General features: G+C 35.3%; 13 protein-coding genes, 3 tRNA genes and 3 pseudogenes. 3 read left to right on the top strand and 16 right to left on the bottom strand.

The features are described from left to right. The 4 genes and pseudogenes from AB4Y90_RS13745 to AB4Y90_RS13760 form a co-directional block, all read right to left on the bottom strand. A partial coding sequence (locus tag AB4Y90_RS13745; protein WP_441558126.1) for a TolC family protein occupies positions 1-362 on the bottom strand: 362 nt, incomplete at its 3' end. Beyond that, positions 349-3,543: an efflux RND transporter permease subunit gene (locus AB4Y90_RS13750; RefSeq protein ID WP_441558127.1), complete on the bottom strand. Its 3,195-nt coding sequence runs from the start codon at positions 3,541-3,543 to the stop codon at positions 349-351. The genes AB4Y90_RS13750 and AB4Y90_RS13745, both read right to left, overlap by 14 nt. A 73-nt stretch (positions 3,544-3,616) precedes the next feature. Beyond that, positions 3,617-4,535 (bottom strand): annotated as a pseudogene (locus AB4Y90_RS13755) (efflux RND transporter periplasmic adaptor subunit). 146 nt (positions 4,536-4,681) lie between these two features. Next, positions 4,682-5,071: a hypothetical protein gene (locus AB4Y90_RS13760; protein WP_441558128.1), complete on the bottom strand. Its 390-nt coding sequence runs from the start codon at positions 5,069-5,071 to the stop codon at positions 4,682-4,684. Positions 5,072-5,316: 245 nt separating this feature from the next. Between AB4Y90_RS13760 and AB4Y90_RS13765 the strand changes: the two genes are divergently transcribed. Beyond that, positions 5,317-5,697: a hypothetical protein gene (locus tag AB4Y90_RS13765; RefSeq protein ID WP_441558129.1), complete on the top strand. Its 381-nt coding sequence runs from the start codon at positions 5,317-5,319 to the stop codon at positions 5,695-5,697. Between the two features lie 34 nt (positions 5,698-5,731). Here the strand turns inward: AB4Y90_RS13765 and AB4Y90_RS13770 are convergent, their stop codons facing one another. The 8 genes and pseudogenes from AB4Y90_RS13770 to AB4Y90_RS13805 form a co-directional block, all read right to left on the bottom strand. Continuing rightward, a complete protein-coding gene (locus AB4Y90_RS13770; RefSeq protein WP_441558130.1) occupies positions 5,732-6,763 on the bottom strand; it encodes an NAD(P)/FAD-dependent oxidoreductase in 1,032 nt (343 codons plus the stop codon). A gap of 120 nt (positions 6,764-6,883) precedes the next feature. Continuing rightward, positions 6,884-7,822, bottom strand: coding sequence for a gliding motility protein GldN (gene gldN, locus AB4Y90_RS13775; protein WP_441558131.1), 939 nt, complete (start codon positions 7,820-7,822; stop codon positions 6,884-6,886). Between the two features lie 23 nt (positions 7,823-7,845). Continuing rightward, positions 7,846-9,438 (bottom strand): GldM family protein, encoded by a 1,593-nt coding sequence (locus AB4Y90_RS13780; RefSeq protein WP_441558132.1) that lies wholly within the window; start codon positions 9,436-9,438, stop codon positions 7,846-7,848. Between the two features lie 40 nt (positions 9,439-9,478). Beyond that, positions 9,479-9,934 (bottom strand): annotated as a pseudogene (locus tag AB4Y90_RS13785) (gliding motility protein GldL); the annotation flags it as partial. Between the two features lie 57 nt (positions 9,935-9,991). Beyond that, positions 9,992-11,404 carry a gliding motility lipoprotein GldK gene (gene gldK / locus AB4Y90_RS13790; RefSeq protein ID WP_441558133.1) on the bottom strand — a complete coding sequence of 471 codons (1,413 nt, stop codon included), beginning with the start codon at positions 11,402-11,404 and terminating at the stop codon, positions 9,992-9,994. Between the two features lie 16 nt (positions 11,405-11,420). Next, positions 11,421-13,193 (bottom strand): annotated as a pseudogene (gene glmS / locus AB4Y90_RS13795) (glutamine--fructose-6-phosphate transaminase (isomerizing)); the annotation flags it as partial. A gap of 28 nt (positions 13,194-13,221) precedes the next feature. Beyond that, entirely contained in the window at positions 13,222-14,841 is a 1,620-nt protein-coding gene (locus AB4Y90_RS13800; RefSeq protein ID WP_441558134.1) for a DUF4270 family protein, read from the bottom strand. 11 nt (positions 14,842-14,852) lie between these two features. Continuing rightward, on the bottom strand, positions 14,853-15,623 hold the full coding sequence (locus AB4Y90_RS13805) for a glycogen/starch synthase (protein ID WP_441558135.1): 771 nt from the start codon (positions 15,621-15,623) through the stop codon (positions 14,853-14,855). 169 nt (positions 15,624-15,792) lie between these two features. On the opposite strand from AB4Y90_RS13805, the gene panC reads away from it, so the two are divergent. Next, complete coding sequence (panC, locus tag AB4Y90_RS13810; protein ID WP_441558136.1) at positions 15,793-16,641, top strand: pantoate--beta-alanine ligase; 849 nt, start codon at positions 15,793-15,795, stop codon at positions 16,639-16,641. A gap of 90 nt (positions 16,642-16,731) precedes the next feature. Here panC and AB4Y90_RS13815 read toward each other — a convergent pair. The 3 genes from AB4Y90_RS13815 to AB4Y90_RS13825 all read right to left on the bottom strand — a co-directional run bounded on the left by AB4Y90_RS13815 (position 16,732) and on the right by AB4Y90_RS13825 (position 17,076). Next, a tRNA-Lys gene (locus AB4Y90_RS13815) sits at positions 16,732-16,804 on the bottom strand. A gap of 80 nt (positions 16,805-16,884) precedes the next feature. Then, positions 16,885-16,967 (bottom strand) — tRNA-Leu (locus AB4Y90_RS13820). A 36-nt stretch (positions 16,968-17,003) separates the two neighbouring features. Continuing rightward, positions 17,004-17,076, bottom strand: a tRNA-Lys gene (locus AB4Y90_RS13825). A gap of 116 nt (positions 17,077-17,192) precedes the next feature. Between AB4Y90_RS13825 and AB4Y90_RS13830 the strand changes: the two genes are divergently transcribed. Beyond that, on the top strand, positions 17,193-17,708 hold the full coding sequence (locus AB4Y90_RS13830; RefSeq protein ID WP_441558137.1) for a shikimate kinase: 516 nt from the start codon (positions 17,193-17,195) through the stop codon (positions 17,706-17,708). 27 nt (positions 17,709-17,735) lie between these two features. Here the strand turns inward: AB4Y90_RS13830 and AB4Y90_RS13835 are convergent. Continuing rightward, positions 17,736-18,094: RNA-binding S4 domain-containing protein (locus tag AB4Y90_RS13835; protein ID WP_441558138.1), on the bottom strand; the 359-nt coding region annotated here is incomplete at its 5' end.

The raw sequence follows: 18,094 nt of genomic DNA on the forward strand, positions 1-18,094 counted from the left end.
CTTGTATATCGGCCTGCTTTTTTTACTCCAGCTCCTAATCCGGCTCTTACGGTTGGAGAAAGTTTTCCTTTTTTAGCAACAACTCCGCTTTTGGCAATTTCAATTTCCTGAAGCGTAATCATCAACTCTTGATTATTTTTAAGAGAAGTTTCAATTAAACTTACCAGATTCGGGTCGGTAAAAAACTGTTTCCAAGGTGTTGTTCCACTGTTGTTATTGGCATCCTGCTGTTCATTTTGATTAAAATTTTCAGGAATATTATTTTTTACGTCATCCTGAATCACCGTTGCCATCGGAGCTTTACAGCTTGCCAAAACAAGCGAAATGGCAATTGCAGCAATATATTTACTATAAATCTTCATGTTTATCATCGTGTTGGTAAGGTTCTGTTTGTTCTGTTAAAGGATTTTCTTCTTCGTATTTTGCCAATCTTGTTTTGTCGGCAATGGTTCCGAAGATGTAGTACAATCCAGGGATAATCATCAGTCCGAAAACGGTTCCCAAAAGCATTCCTCCTGCTGCAGCGGTTCCGATGGTTCTGTTTCCTGTCGCTCCCGGTCCGGTTGCCATTACCAAAGGAATTAATCCTGCAATAAACGCAAATGAGGTCATCAAAATCGGTCTGAAACGTACTGCTGCTCCTTCGATTGCTGCTTTCGCCACCGAAATTCCTTCTTCCGCTTTTTTCTGAACGGCAAATTCTATAATCAATACTGCATTTTTCCCTAAAAGTCCGATCAACATAACCATTGCAACCTGGGCGTAAATATTGTTTTCTAAGCCTAAAAGTTTTAAACATAAAAACGCTCCGAAAATTCCTGTCGGCAACGAAAGAATTACCGGTAATGGGAGGATGAAACTTTCATATTGAGCCGAAAGAATTAAATAAACAAATCCTAAGCAGATTAAGAAAATATAAACCGCTTCGTTTCCACGGCCTACCTCGTCTTTTGAAATTCCCGCCCAGTCGATCCCGAAACCTCTTGGTAACGTTTTATCGGCAACTTCCTGAATGGCTTTAATCGCCTGTCCGGAACTGTAACCAGGAGCCGGAGTTCCGCTTACTTCAGAAGAATTGTACATATTGTGTCTTGTGATTTCAGATAAACCGTACACTTTTTCCATATGCATGAAATCTGAATACGGAACCATCTGGTCTTTATCATTTTTAACATATAGTTTCATCAAATCACTCGGCAAAGCACGATATTGCGGTCCTGCCTGAACAATTACTTTATAAGGTCTGTCGAAACGAATGAAACTTGTTTCATAATTTGAACCGATTAAAGTTGACAAATTATCCATTGCTTTTTCGATACTCACACCTTTTTGTTCGGCTAAATCATTGTCGATTTTAAGCATATATTGAGGGAAACTTGCAGAATAGAACGTAAACGCAGAACCCAGTTCAGGACGCTTTTTCAGTTCTTTCACAAAATCTGTACTTACCTGTTCCATTTTCTGGTAATCTCCACTTCCTGCTTTATCGAGAAGCCTCAATTCAAATCCACCTGCAGCACCATAACCAGGAATTGAAGGCGGCTGGAAAAATTCAATATTGGCTCCCGGAATATTTTTAGCTTTTTCTTCCAACTTTTCTATGATTTCGGCAGCAGATTCTGAACGTTCTTCCCAGCTTTTAAGGTTAATCAAACACGTTCCGGAATTTGAACCCGTTCCTTCCGTCAAAATTTCATATCCTGCCAAAGATGAAACCGATTGTACTCCATCAATATCTTCAGATTCTCTCAATAATTCCTTGGCAATCTGATTGGTTCTTTCCAAGGTTGAACCTGGAGGAGTCTGAATAATCGCATAAATCATTCCCTGATCTTCACTCGGAATAAACCCTGAAGGAAGCTTATTGCTTAAAAAATAAGTACAAGCACAGAAAATCAACAACAAAGGAAGCGTGATGAATTTTTTCGTTACAGTTTTATTCAACACCTTTTCATATTTCCCGGCTCCTTTATTAAATGCATTATTGAATTTATCTAAAAGAATAGTGATCGGGCTTTTCTTTTTGGCCTTTCCATGATTATTTTTCAGAATTAAAGCACATAAAGCCGGAGTCAGCGTCAAGGCAACAACTCCCGAAAGAATAATCGACGAAGCCATTGTAATCGAGAACTGACGGTAGAAAACTCCGACCGGACCCGACATAAATGCCACCGGAATAAATACAGCCGCCATTACCAAAGTAATTGCGATAATTGCTCCACTGATTTCGTGCATTGCTTCTTCCGTTGCTTTTAATGCAGAAAGTCCTTTTTCTTCCATTTTGGCGTGCACCGCTTCGATCACAACAATCGCATCATCGACGACGACCCCGATTGCCATTACCAAAGCGAAGAGCGAAATCATGTTTAAGGTAATTCCGAAAGCGGACATTACGGCGAAAGTTCCGACCAAAGAAACCGGAACTGCAATCGCAGGAATTAACGTTGATCGCCAATCTCCCAAGAATAAAAACACCACGATTGCCACCAAAATAAATGCTTCAAACAACGTATGAACAACTTTTTCAATCGATGCATCCAAAAACCTTGAAACGTCATAACTAATGTCGTAATGCATCCCTTTCGGGAAAGCAGTTTTTTCAAGGTCTTTCATTAAAGCTTTTACGTTTTTGATAACGTCACTTGCATTTGATCCGTAAGATTGTTTTACCGTAATTGCTGCAGAAGGTTTTCCGTTTAAAGTAGAATAAATATCATACATCGAAGAACCAAACTCGATATCGGCAACATCTTTCAACCTTACAAATTCTCCTGCTGATTTAGCTTTAAGAATAATATTTCCGTAATCTTTTTCATTATTAAAACGACCGGAATATTTCAAAATATATTCAAAAGACTGAGAACGTTTACCAGAACTTTCCCCTGTTTTTCCGGGAGAAGCTTCCAAACTTTGCTGGTTTAAAGCTTCCATTACTTCATCAGCCGAAATATTGTAAGCCGTTAAACGATCGGGTTTCAGCCAGATACGCATTGCATATTCTCGAGTTCCCAAAATATCGGCAAAACCAACTCCGCTTACCCTTCTCAATTCAGACATTACATTGATATCTGCATAGTTGAAAAGGAATTTCTGGTCAGCTTTCGGATCGTCACTGTACAAGTTAATGTACATCAACATATTCGGTTCTTCACGGGTAATTTTCACTCCTTCACGCACAACCAAAGGCGGAAGTTTGTTTACTGCCGAAGAAACACGGTTCTGAACATTTACCGCCGCAACATTCGGGTCTGTTCCCAAATCGAAAACGACCTGAATGGAAGTTTCACCGTCGTTTCCGGCATCGGAAGTCATGTATTTCATTCCCGGAACACCATTTAACGAACGTTCCAAAGGAATTACCACGGCTTTTACAAGCAATTCGTTATTCGCTCCGGGATAAGTTGCCGTTATATTTACTTTCGGCGGAGAAATTGACGGRAATTGCGTAATCGGAAGTTTCATTAATGATAAAACTCCCATAAACACGATAATCAAAGAGATTACAATCGACAGAACAGGTCTGCGGATGAATTTTTTAAACATATAATAATTATAAATGATAAATTATTAATGATAAATGATAGATCAATGATCGCTTATCAATTATCATTTATTTTTACTCTGCTTTTAATTTTAAAGACTGAAGAACTTTCTTCGGATCCTGAAACTTCACTTTTACTTTTTGGTCGTCTTTCACTTTCTGAACTCCTTCCAGCAAGATTTTTTCGTCTGAAGAAACACCTGAAGCAACTACATAAATATCCGGAAGCTCATAAGCAACTTTGATGTTTTTAGATTTTGCAACACCGTTTTTATCGATCACAAAAACATACTTCTGATCCTGAATTTCGTAAGTTGCTTTCTGAGGAATTATCAAAGCCCATGACCAGATTTACATTTTGATTTCCTCGGTCTGCAACATTCTTCTGATAATTCAAATATTCAGGTTCGGAAACATTAAAATAACTGTAAATATCCGTATTGTCTGAAAGCGTGGTTAAAAGATCTCCTTCATCGACCAAACTTCCTAATTTCAAAGGAATTCTATCGATCACTCCGGAAAACGGAGCTTTAATATCGGTAAATGAAAGGTGAATCTGCGCCAGTTTCATTTCTGCATTTGCCGCATCCAGTTTGGCTTTTGCCATCAATCTTTCGTTTTTGGAAACAATATCGTTATTGGCAAGAGTACTTGCGTTTTTTAACTCAATTGAAGCCTGTTCTACTTCGGCTTTGGCCTTTAATAATTCTGCCTGATAAACCTGCGGCATAATTCTGAATAAAGTCTGCCCGGCTTTTACGTACTGACCTTCATCGACATAAATTTTTTCAAGGAAACCTTTTTCCTGAGCACGAATTTCAATGTTTTTCACAGACTGAATCTGAGCGACAAAATCTTTGTTAATAATGGTATCCATTTTCACAGGTGAAGTTACCGGATACACGGAATCTTCTTGTTTTTCTTCCTTTTTCCCGTTACAGCTGAACAGTAGGAGAACGGCGCTTAAAACAACGCCTGAGACAACTCTTTTCATCATAATTTTAGAGTGGTATAAATCGTTAAAAGTTTAATTTGAATAAATAATTCTGGAAATATTTACATTGTGAAATCATTTTGAACACAACGCAACGTTTTTTGCGCCGAGATTGTGGAGCAAAAAGAAAATCGGAAAATAAAATTTTATATTCTGATAGAACGAATCAGAATGAATGTTTTTACAGAACTTAAATGCTGTAAAAGACCTGAGATTGAAGGTTTAAACCTTTTTTTAAATAATAGCCCGAATGAATAAATCAGCCCAAATACACTTGCAAAAACAATTATTGCCTTCGCCGAATCTGAAAACTGAAAATCATCTTCCGCCAATTCTATAGAAAAACCGTCTGCACTATTTGCTGTTTGCTGAATAGAAAATTTTGTAACCGATTGATTGTTCTGATCAATTTTATTGGGATAATTGTGAGAAATATGACCTGAGAAGTCGCTACGCAAAGTTTTGACATTAAGTTTGCTTTCTACCATAAAAAGCAGAAAAAGGCTCGTCAAAAAATATACAATATAGTTTCTCATTAGAAGTTGCAAATGTATGTTTAGGTTTTAATACTTAATTCAGTATTAACAAAATTTAACTCTTCTTGAAATTCTCTGAAAAGTGAGTGAGAATGGCAGATAATTATATTTAACATTAAAAAATATTATTAAATGGCATTCTAATTGCTTAAATTATTAAAATTTAACAAATTTTAAAGAAATATAATTGTAATTTTACATCACCAAAACAATTAATATGAAACCTTTAAAAAACAAAATTACAAATGAAAAAAATCTCTCTCGGACTACTCGTAATTTCCGCATTATCAGCGTGTACACATTCGGCTAAAGATCCTGACACAACGATTGTGCAACAAGAAACTCCCGCATCTCGTGATGATATAAGTAAGGTAACTGTTGCAGACCGCCATGGTGATAAAATGGAAATTATTACCAACAATACTAAAAATACAGTTGTTGTAAGGCTGAATGGTCAAACTTACGAACTGCAAAAAAATTTAGAAAACCCGGGTTTTTCTACGGATGATAATCAATATCAATTTATTGAAAACAAATATGAAGTAACTCTTCTAAAAAAAGATGTTGATATGGTTTTATTTCATGCAAAAAAAGATCAGCCTAGTAAAAAAATAGCTTTACAATAAATAAGAAAAGACGTCTCAAAGGCGTCTTTTGTAATTAAAATCTTTCTATAGAAATTTCTTGAGGCAGCGGCATATTATCTTCTATGAAATCAAATAAGGTTTTTGAGAAATAACATCCATTGAGAATCCCGCGAGCTCCTAAACCGTTGAATACATAAAAATTTGTGTACCCGGAGTGTCTTCCTAAAATAGGTCTCCTGTCTTTTACGGTAGGTCTGAAACCAAAATGTATTTCTTTGATTTCAAAATCGTACGGATAAAATTCTGAAAGGCCTTTTTGCAATTGTTCAACAGCAGAATTATCAATTTCGTGATGTAATTGTTCACGATCATACGTTCCGCCATAAAAATGAAGATCGTTTTCTAAGGGAAATAAAAAATGTTTTTTCTTAATCGTAATATTCTCCGGAATAAGTTGGGAAAGCTTTATACGGATATGATGACCTTTGTTTGGATTGACAGAAATATCTGAAAAGTACGGATTTTCTTTCACACCCATTCCTTCGCAGAACAGAATATTTTTAAAACTGAAATCTTTATATCTGGAATTTGAAGTGTCAATCAAAGAATAATCGAATTTTTCTCTGATCAAATTTTCATTATTTTCTAAATAGCTCAATAAACCATCAAAAAAGCCTTTAACATTAAGCCTTGCTGACTGATTAACCTTTCCCGTATGAAAGTCGTTTTTTACACTATTTAAATGATCGAATTTTTCATCTAAAAAGTTTTTTAAGTCATCATTAGCCGATTTTTTAAGCCAAAGTTTCTGCTCATTTTCATCATGAAAAATTCTGTGGATAGGAGATTCTATCAGATAATTTTCACCAGTGTAAGATTCTATTTCTTTTAAGGTCTTTTTTAAGAAATCGATTTGCTGTTGAGCCAGCCAAAATGTAGTAAACTTTTTTAGAACTACAGGATTGATAATACCTGCAGAAATTTGTGATGCACTTTTCTTCCCTTCAGAGAAAACGACAAATGATTTGTTATTTAAAAGTAACTGATGTGCAAAAAATAAGGCTGCATAACCATCACCAACGATGATGTAATCTACATTTTTCATATAAGAGATTCATTAAAAGGTCTATAAAATCGGCTAACTTTTATTTTATGGAGAGAACAATTTTATAATAAAAAAACCTGAGTAAATGTACTCAGGTTTTTTATAAATATCAAGTGAAATTTAGTAATTCCACATATCGTTTTCCATTTGAAGAATCTGTTCTTTGATTCTTTGGCTTTCAGCCAATTGCTCTTCAGCATTTCTAGGAACATAATCTTTAATAGTACCATCACCAAGACCATTTGAAGATTTGTAGATGATTGACGAGAATCTTCTTGCATTGATTATATCATCAAAAGATAAATCCGCAGACGAATTTGCTCTGTTGAATACATAATTGTTTGCTAAAATATCTCTTGCTTTTGGATAATAAACCCAGAATAAATCTACAAGTTCATCAGCACCAGCCAAAGGCTGACCATCCGGACCGATTCTTCCGATAGAAGTTGGATCTGGTCCCATTGCAGCAATACCAAGAGGTCTGTATTTCATCATACCATCTCTTTTGTCAATAAACCACATACCCATAATCTTTAAAACTTTTACTTTGTCAGTAGTTGTTCTGATTATATCAATATATTGCTTTTTCTGAGCTTCAGTAGGAGTTGCACCAGAGTTAATGATTTCAATTAATTCATCATCAATTCTTTCACTTTCTAACTTCTTCTTAATTGCTTCAGGAGTTGACTTAGTAGAAAAGTTTTCATCTTCATAAACTTCATCAATCTGACCATTTAAAGCTGCATCTAATAAAATTTGATACAAAGATCTTGTAGTTTTTGAAAGCAATCCGTTTGGATTGTCATAATAGAATGGTTGATTAATCTTATCGTTGAGATCAATTATTTCCCAAACCATCATGCTTTTTAAGATGTCTTTTTCATCTACAAAGCCATACTCTAAAGGAGTTACTTTATTACTAACAATAGTATCTCCGACCTTTTTCATATTTTCAGCTCTCATCTGTCTGAACTCTTCCGGAGAAGAAGCATTTAGAATAGTCTGAGAAAATACAAACCCAGAAGCTAATACTAAAAGACTGCTAATATATTTTTTCATAATATGAATTTACAAATTAAATGTTATTGAACATTGATAATAACCGGTGATATCTCCTTCAATCGCTGATTACCAAGTCCTGTAGCCGTAGCTTGGATATCATAAATCTGAACTACATCACCAGGACGAAGATTTCTGATTAGTCCTTCTGCAGATGATAAAGAGTTACCTTGAATCATAGTACCCGCTCTTCCAGGAAGCTTTAAAATAAAGCTATTTACAGTAAATGATACCGGGAAATCAAAGTCTGGTAACGCTGCTGCAACAATTTGGTTTGGAATAGAACCAACCGGCATAAAGTTAACAGCTTTACCTCTGATCTGACCTTGTGGTCTAGGAACACCTTTAATTCTATATTCAAATACTTGAGATACAGTTTTTCCAGTAGGATCTGTACCAGATAAAGTTAATTTTACAATATTTCCTGTAGACGGAATAACATTCCATTTACCTTTACCTGTACTTTTCACAACTGCACCTGGAGCTGAAAGAGATAGTTTAGCATTATCTGCTCCAAGAATTGATCCAGTAACAGGGTTTTCTAATCCTCTATACATTACATTCATCTTATCAGCAGAAAGTAATAGACCTTGTTCAAGTTTAACTTGTTGAGGACCAGCGATTACGTTATAGGTATGCGTGAAAGGGAATTGCTGAGCTTTTCCTGAAGCATCTGTTAAAGTAATTACACCACCGATCTTTTTCTCACCAATACCTCCGGTATTTAGAGGAAGATATCCTTTACCGTTTTCTTGTCTGCTTACACCACTGATGCTGATTTTGCTACTGTTTGAATAGTTACCCAACATTACAATTGCTTCAGCTTTTTTACCAGCCTGAACATCTGTAGGTGCAGAAACGATCGCTTCGTAGCTTGTAAATTTGATACTAGCATCCACTTTTTCCTGAAGCATTAACGCCAATGCATCTGACTGTACGTTTCTTGCATCATTCTGAATAATCTCCAGATTTGAAATTGCAGCAATCAAAGGCTGGTGATAGAATTTATTCTGAAACCAGGTTTTACCATTCGGAGATTTTCCGGCAGGATACTCTGCAATGATCGATTTGTTTGCTCTTTCAACTAATTTTGCCAACTGCGGATCTCCTCCAAAAGTAGCTACAATGTAAGATCTTACATCATCTAACTGCTTTTTAAGCTCTAAAGCTTTTGCAGAAGGAGTATTTTCGTCACCTTCTTTAAAGAAATATTCAGTGGTAGCTTCGTTATTGTTCAATGCTGAGAAGTTTTCACTTACATCCATGTCTTTTCCTGTTTTAGGATCTTTATCATGGAAATCTGATTGCTTCTTCAGAATAACTTTGATATCTTCAGCTGAACTTACCAAAACATCAATCTTGCTTTTCAGTGTTTTATACTGTTCCCAAGGTCCTGCGTATGTATCTGGTACTTGCTGTGCCTTCGCTTCTAATGTTTTTTCGAAAATATCTTCATTTTTCTGCTCTGTCAAATGCCTTGTATCATTTAAAGCTCTTGTAGAATCATAATATGATCTGATAATTTCAACATCGATGTTGAGGGCCATCATAGCGATGAACACCAAATACATCAGGTTGATCATCTTCTGACGTGGAGTCTGTTTACCTTTTGCCATTCTCTTTTCTTTAGTTTTTGTTTAAATAATGGTTAAAGGATTATGATTTCATAGCAGTTAACATACCACCGTAAACTCTGTTTAAGCTGTTTAAGTTGGTTGTTAAACCTTGTAATTCTTGATTAAATTTCTCAGACTGCTCTGCTGATTTCTGCATATCATCAACATATTTTTTAGCAAATTCTGATTGTCTTTGACCGTTTTCTAATTGCATTGCATAAAGAGCATTCATGCTTTCCATGTGTGATGCAGCTTTGTTTAACTGATCATTATATTTGTGTGTGGAAGCAGATACGTCAACAGTTTGGTTGATTTGATCTACTGAACTTGAGAATTTATCAATTCCTGTTCTTAGTCTGTCAAATAACTGTACGTCAAGCTTAGCATCCTGAAGCATTTTATCTAACTTACTTGAAAGTGAGTTTTCTAATTCAGCGAAATGATCTACTGCATTTTTAGCCGAAATATTTGAGTGTAAAGGGTTTGGGTTTGCATGCTAAGTTAGTTTTTTTTAAATGTTATAAATTGATAATAAAAAATAATTTAGGCAATATTATCTGTTAACTCTTTTCGCTTTAACAGCTGCTTCAGGAATATCTTGTACAGTTCTGAAACCGATATAACTTCTTGCAGAATCTTTGTTTTCCCAGTCTCTTGCCCCAGTCATCAACATATAACCAACATCTTTCCAAGAACCTCCTCTTACAGATTTTTTATCGTCTGCTTTAGATTTGATAGAAGGATTTAAAGTAGAAGAGAATCCGTAAGCAGAATTATTATATCCTGAATCTGTCCATTCAGAAACGTTACCTGCCATATCAAATAATCCGAAAGTATTCTTTTTGAATTTTTTTACAGGAGCAGTATAGGTGTAAGTTCCTTTTTTCTCATCTTCCATATAGCTACCTCTTTTTGGTTTAAAGTTTGCCAGATAACAACCTCTATCATCCATTAAATAAGGTCCTCCCCAAGGATAAGTAGCGTTTTGCTTCCCTCCTCTTGCAGCATATTCCCACTCCATTTCGTTTGGAAGACGGAAACGTAAAGGTCTTTGTTGTCTTCTTTTCAAGCTTTCATTATAATCAGACTTCAATTTAGTTCTGAAGTCACAGTATGCTCTTGCCTGATCCCAAGTTACCCCAACAACAGGATAATCTTTGTATGCTTTGTGCCAGAAATATTGTTCGAATAAAGGCTCATTATAAGTGTAATGGAAATCATTTACCCAAACTGTTGTATCAGGATAGATTGCAATACTTTCGCTTCTCAAGAAGTTTACACCTCTTTCGTTATCAGCAATAGCAACATCCATATCTCCCCATCTGTAACCGTATTTTAATTTACTAACATCAATAAGTCTTTCGCTGCCTACTCTGGAAGATGCAGGTAAATACATAGACTCAAGAACTTCAGCGTATTCTACGTCAGGATACTTTGAAGTGTTCCAGTGTAATGGAATTTTCCAATCTAATCTTTTAGTATCATCATATCCGTCTCTTCCTCCGGCTCCTTCTAAATATTCTTGATATGGTGTTAAGTTTTCTTCTTTTTTGGCAAGATAAGCATAGTCTCCGATGCTTTGTCCTCTACCGCCGCCTTCACCGCCTTCTCCTGCAGCTTCAGCAAGCATGGTTCTGGCGATAGAATCTCTTACATAATTGATGAAAACCCTGTATTCTGCATTAGTAGTTTCTGCTTCATCCATAAAGAAAGGAGCTACAGTTACCGTTTTCAAAGGTGCAACTTCACCATTATTGGTAAATGATTCATCAGCCATACCTGCARTAAAAGAACCGCCAGGAATTGCCACCATACCATAAGGTCTTTGTGCAACGAATGATTTTGTTTTTTCTCTAGGTATCAATTCTCCTTTTGTTCCCGGTTTACCTACCGAAGAGGCTCCCCCACCTGAACAAGATACCGATGCTACCGACGCAGACAATAATAAAAGAAATATCCTTTTCATGTTAATTTTTATAATTAAGCCGTAAAGGCACTGAAGCCACTATTGGAGAAAAACATTCTGACGTTTCAGGAATTTCAATCACATAGTCTGCCATTGAGCTTACCTGGGTGTCTCCTTTGTTTACTACCGCAATTACTTTACCTTTTCTTGCTTTAATTTCCTGTACATTACTTACAATTTTATCATAGTGTCCTTTTTTAGGTGCAATGATAACGATTGGCATGTTTTCGTCAATCAGAGCAATTGGCCCATGCTTCATTTCTGCCGCAGGATATCCTTCTGCATGAATGTAAGAAATTTCTTTTAATTTAAGAGCTCCTTCCAAGGCTGCGGGATAATTGTAACCTCTCCCTAAGTAAAGGAAATTGGTTGCGTTTACAAAATCTTTGGCAATATTTTRGGTAAGTTCGTGCGTTCCTTCTAATACTTCTTCGATTTTTTTAGGCATCGCATCAAGTTCAGAGATAAGACTCATAAATTCTGCATTTCCTAAATTACCGTTGTGCTTTCCTAATTTTAATGCAATTAAAGAAAGAATGGTTAACTGAGCTGTAAATGCTTTTGTAGAAGCAACCCCAATTTCCGGTCCTGCATGAGTATAAGATCCTGCATCAGTAATCCGTGCGATTGAAGAATCTACTACATTACATATACCATATATAAATGCACCTTTTTCTTTAGCCAGTTTTAAAGCAGCCATTGTATCTGCAGTTTCTCCCGACTGAGAAATAGCAATTACCACATCTTTATCTGTAATAATAGGATTTCTGTATCTGAATTCGGAAGCATATTCTACTTCTACCGGAATTCTTGCAAATTCTTCGATAAGATATTCACCGATAAGACCGGCGTGCCATGAAGTACCGCAAGCGATAATGATAATTCTGTTTGCATTTTTGAATTTCTCTACGTGATCCCAAATCCCTGCCATCTTAATGACACCTTCATTTACAATCAGTCTTCCTCTCATTGTATCATGAATAGATTTTGGCTGCTCGAAAATTTCTTTCAGCATGAAATGTTCAAATCCGCCTTTTTCTATTTGCTCTAAGCTTAATTTAAGTTCCTGGATTTCAGGGATGATCTTAGAATTATCCTGAATCGTTCTGATATCAACACCCGATTCTAAAGATATTGTCGCCATATGGCCTTCTTCAAGATAAATGGCTTCTTTTGTAAATTCAACGAAAGGAGAAGCATCAGAAGCAATAAAATATTCCTCTTCGCCAATTCCGATCGCTAAAGGAGACCCTAATCTTGCAACCACTAAAAGCCCCGGAAAATCTTCGTGCATTACCGTAATTGCGTAAGCTCCGTAAACCTCATTTAATGCATATCTTACTGCTGTAGGAAAATCTGTTTCAGTGTTTAGGTCGGTAAAATACTGGATTAAATTAACCAAAACTTCGGTATCTGTTTCAGATTTGAAAGAAAATCCTTTTTCGATAAGCATTGTTTTAATGGTGTCATAATTTTCGATAATCCCATTATGAACAATTGCTATTTTTCCGTTATTGGAAATATGAGGGTGAGAATTTCTGTCACTCGGAACGCCGTGAGTTGCCCAACGGGTGTGTCCCATTCCGATTCTTGAAGTTCCTTTTAAATTATTAGAAATATTAACCAAATCATCAACCTTTCCTTTAGTTTTTTCCACACTAAAGCTGTTGGCTGTATTTTCTAAAACAATTCCGGCACTGTCGTAACCTCTGTATTCTAATCTCCTGAGACCGTTGATAACGATATCATAAGCATCCTGGAAACCTGTATAACCAACTATTCCGCACATATTTTAAACAAATGTATTATTAGTATTTTTATTTTTTAGTTCCTAAAGTTACTCTCAGTTTAATCTCATCCGGAGTAACAGTTGTATCATTTTCACTATTTGTAGGATCTGAACCAACAAAAACGGCTCTTCCCATTGAAAATGCTCGGGTGGTATAATTAACACCAGCAATAGAACCTGAAGCATTAGGAGCAAACTGAGCTAGATCTATTTTGAAATATTTATTTTTATAATTATCATAAGTCATATCACTCGATTCAACAATATCCTTTAAAGATTTAGTTACAGTAAAATCGTAATAATTGACATTATCAACACTTCTATTATAAGCTCTCACAGGAATAAATAATGCTCCTAAAGAAGTATAATCTGTTGTAAATGCTGTTGTTTCTTTTCCGGAGCTTTTATCTTTATCTCTTTGAACGATAGTGAAATCACCGGCGCCCGGTTTTGCATAAGGGTTCTTAGACCAATCAGAATCTGTATAAATTCTGATTTTTGCACTGATAATGGCAGCTTTGTTATCTTGATATAGCTTTTTCAGCTTATTAATCTCTTCTTCTTTGAATTTTATACCAATTGAATTACCACCCATTCCTTGAGCATACAATTTTTTATCTCCAGTTGTTGTATTTGGTATTACACTTTGTACAGCTGATCCAGTTCTATTATATTCATAATAAGCAGAATGCATATTAGAAGATTTTACAGCAAACTCGTATTTTGTTTGAGGTCTTGTATTTATTCCATTTACATCTTTATCATTTTTATAATACATGATCAACTCCATATCATTTGGAGTAAACTGGAATAAATAGCCGTCACTTTCAACAACAGAAACTTTTAGCCCTCTGAAATGTCTGATAAAATTTGAAGCATCATTCAATTCTGGCTGACCTTTCTTATTTATAATTTTTGTTTGAAAAACAGATGGCGATAAAGGAATTCTAATACCTGTGTTCCCCGTAAATAATGAGCTACCGTCAGAATCTTTGGTAATAGCTATAGAAGTTGCATTACCTGAAATTTCTTTAGAACCTAAAAAAGTAGATGTTGCAAAGTTTTTATCAGAATAAACTTTATCATTAACTCCATTCATAAACTCGGCAACTTCATGTACTTGTAGTGTAAGTTTACCGCCGTTAAGCTTTGCCTTACCATATTTTTTAATAGGATACGTATTTACTACTTTTTTAGCATCTACATTTCCGTCAGGATAAATATAATTTTCATCTGTAGTTGTCTGAATAGAATCTAGACTAACTACCGGTTTAAGAACCAAAACCACAGAATCTACTACCGCATTAGTGCCAAAATCAGGATTATAAGAAGCTAATCTCACCTGAGTAAAATAAGAAGCTCTCTGCATACCAAACTGGTTTTCATTAAAAGCTCCCAAAACCGCAGTTGAAGATGTAGAACCAGAGCTGATAAGATTTAATAATTTAAATGCATCCGTTCTTATCGTATCATTATTATCAATATTGTAAGCAATAAGGTCATAAGAAGATTCAACTCCTTCTGCCGCACCATCCAAGAATAACTGTTCACCTAAAGAATCTGGCTCCGGTTCGCAGTTATAAACCAATACACCACCTAAAACCATTACAGAAAGAATGGTAAAAATTTTTCTAATATTATAAATCATCAAAATGTATATTAATATAATTTACTGATAGAGTCTACATCAAGGTATTCAGATTTTGAAGTAGTCGTTTCATTGAAACCTTTATCAAGATCGCCGTTTAAAAACTCGTCTCCTTTTACCACTTCATCCACATAATTCATACTTTCGATTACAAAACTCTCGAAACTAGGTTTATTTAACGCATTTAAATCTGAAATATTATCGAATTTCAGTTTCTCACCTACATTTCCTGCCAAAGCCGCATCCTTTTCATTATATAATGAAAGTACGATTTTAGCATCTTTGAAATAAGTATCAGATTTGTAGTATGTTTTCAAATAAATAGGCACGAAAGAAGACATCCATCCATTTAAGTGGATAACATCCGGAACCCAGTTTAGTTTTTTGATCGTTTCTATTACACCGCGTGCAAAAAATATAGCTCGCTCGTCATTGTCTTCAAACGCTACTCCTTCATCATCAAAATAATATTGTTTTCTTTTGAAGTATTCTTCGTTGTCGATGAAATAAACCTGCAGTCTTTCACCTGGAAGCGAAGCCACTTTAATGATTAAAGGCTGATCTAAATCATTGATGATAATATTCATCCCCGAAAGGCGAATTACTTCATGAAGCTGGAATTTTCTCTCACTTATCTGTCCGAATCTTGGCATAAAAACTCTTACATCATTGCCTTCTTGGTGCATTTTAAGTGCCATTTTGTTTACCACCGCTGCTAAATTTGTGTCTTCCTGATAAGGGTACATCTCTGTGGTAATGTACAGTATTTTCTGATTGGGCATATAATTTTTTATATAATTTTAAATAACGCTCTAATATGCAAAATTACGAAAAAACATTCAACATTATCCTAATTAACATTTTTTTACGATACTTGTTGAGATTATTGTATTAAAACTAAAAATCAATCCCTTAATATTTAGTATTTTTGAATTGTTATTAAAATAAACTATGGAAGTTCTAAAAAACAAAAAAACACTTCAGGATTTTATAGAAAGACAGAAAGAAATGGGCAAAAAGATAGGTTTTGCCCCTACAATGGGCGCTTTGCACAAAGGGCATCTGTCATTATACGAAGCCGCCAGAAAAGAAAATGACCTGGTAATTTCTTCAATTTTTGTAAATCCTACACAGTTTAACAACCCTGAAGATTTGGAAAAATATCCGAGAGATACCGATAATGATATAGCTATTCTCAAAAATTCAGAACTGGTAGATGCTCTCTACTTGCCACAAGTGGAAGATATTTATCCTGAAAAAACAGAAAGCAAACATTATGACTATGATGGTTTGGAAAATGAAATGGAAGGAAAATCAAGACCGGGACATTTTGACGGTGTAGGAACCGTAGTTGAGGAGCTTTTCAGAAAAGTACAGCCCGACAATGCTTATTTCGGTGAAAAAGATTTCCAGCAACTGGCGATTATCAGAAAAATGGTCGAGAAAAAAAAGCTGCTTATCAATATAATTGGAGTTCCTATTTACAGAGCTGAAAATGGTTTAGCATTAAGCTCAAGAAACCAGCGCCTCACCGACGAAAGAAAAGAAGACGCTAAAATAATTTTTGACACACTTTCAAAAGTTAAAGACTGGTTTAAAACCACTTCTATTGCTGAAATTAAAGAAAAAGTAAATACCGTTTTCAATAACCAGCAAAATATGGAATTGGAATATTTCCTGATTGCCGATGAAAGCACATTACAAGAAACCAACCAAAGAGAAGACGATAAATCTTACAGAGCGTTTATTGTAGTTGATGTAGACAGCGTAAGACTGATTGACAATATGCATCTTGATTGACACAAAAAATCAAAGGCTTCCTGAAGGAAGCCTTTGAACACCAAATCACAAAATATTAATATGAAAAAAATTTACTTTTCAGTAAACTTGTGACCCGGCTGGGATTCGAACCCAGGACCCATACATTAAAAGTGTATTGCTCTACCAGCTGAGCTACCGAGTCGGTCACATCAAATTAACGTTGACAAATATAAAATTATTTTTATATAATATCAATTATTAATTGAATATTTTTTTTTGCAGTGCCTGCGACTGGACTCGAACCAGCACATCCTTAGGAAACCACCCCCTCAAGATGGCGTGTCTACCAATTTCACCACACAGGCAATAAAATTACAGCAATTTCGTAATTTTTTTGCTAGTGACCCGGCTGGGATTCGAACCCAGGACCCATACATTAAAAGTGTATTGCTCTACCAGCTGAGCTACCGAGTCGGCCACTTTATTATCAAGTTTCATTGTTAAGTAATGTCCCTTGTTTTTAGTGGTGCAAAGATAGGACTTTTTTCATTATCTCAAAACTTTTTCGCAAATTTGTTTAAAATATTTTCATGATAATTTCACTGTTAGGATACATGGGAAGTGGCAAATCTCACATTTCCAAAATATTAAGCGACAAAATAAATTTTAAATTAATTGACCTCGATAAAGAAATTTCTCGTCGAAATAAACTGACCATTCCCGAAATATTCGAGAAAAAGGGAGAAATCTACTTTAGAAAGCTGGAAAGAGAAACTTTGGAAGAAATTTTAGCCACCCAGGAAAACATCGTTTTGAGCCTGGGAGGAGGAACGCCGGTTTATTATAATAATATGGAAATTATTAATAATAACTCAAAGAGCTTTTTTTTAAGAGCGTCAATTTCAACTTTAGCAGAAAGAATTTCAAAGCAGAAAGAAAAAAGACCTTTAATTGCAAAAATTCCTGATGAAGATATTCCTGAGTTTATTGCCAAACATTTATTTGAACGGAATGTATATTACAGCAAGGCACAGTTTAGCATTAATACAGATCATAAAGATCCTGAAGATATCATTCGGGAGATCATAGAAAAGCTCTATCTCTAGAGCTTTTCATTTTATTGGTATTAAAATTTAATCATTGGTTTCAGAATCACTGCCGTCTTCGCCAAAGAAATCATCCCAATCTGTAAAATCTGCGGTTACATCATTTTCTACATAATCATCCATGTCTCTTCTGTCTTTTTTGGTAGGTCTTCCCTCGCCTCTGTTTCTGTAATATTCCTGAGACATTTTTCTCATCATTAGCAGTTCGTATTGATCTTTATCTGTCACATCTTTGATATGAAGCGGAACTAATTTCGCCCCAATTCTGCTTTTAGGAATCTGTATTACTTTAATTTTATAATCAATTTGATTTTTGCGAATTTTAATAACATCCCCTTCTTTCACTTCTTTGGAGGACTTCACAACAGAGCCGCCGATAGTAACTC

It is taken from the genome of Chryseobacterium sp. 2TAF14 (assembly GCF_052115105.1).
Classification (GTDB): Bacteria; Bacteroidota; Bacteroidia; order Flavobacteriales; family Weeksellaceae; genus Chryseobacterium.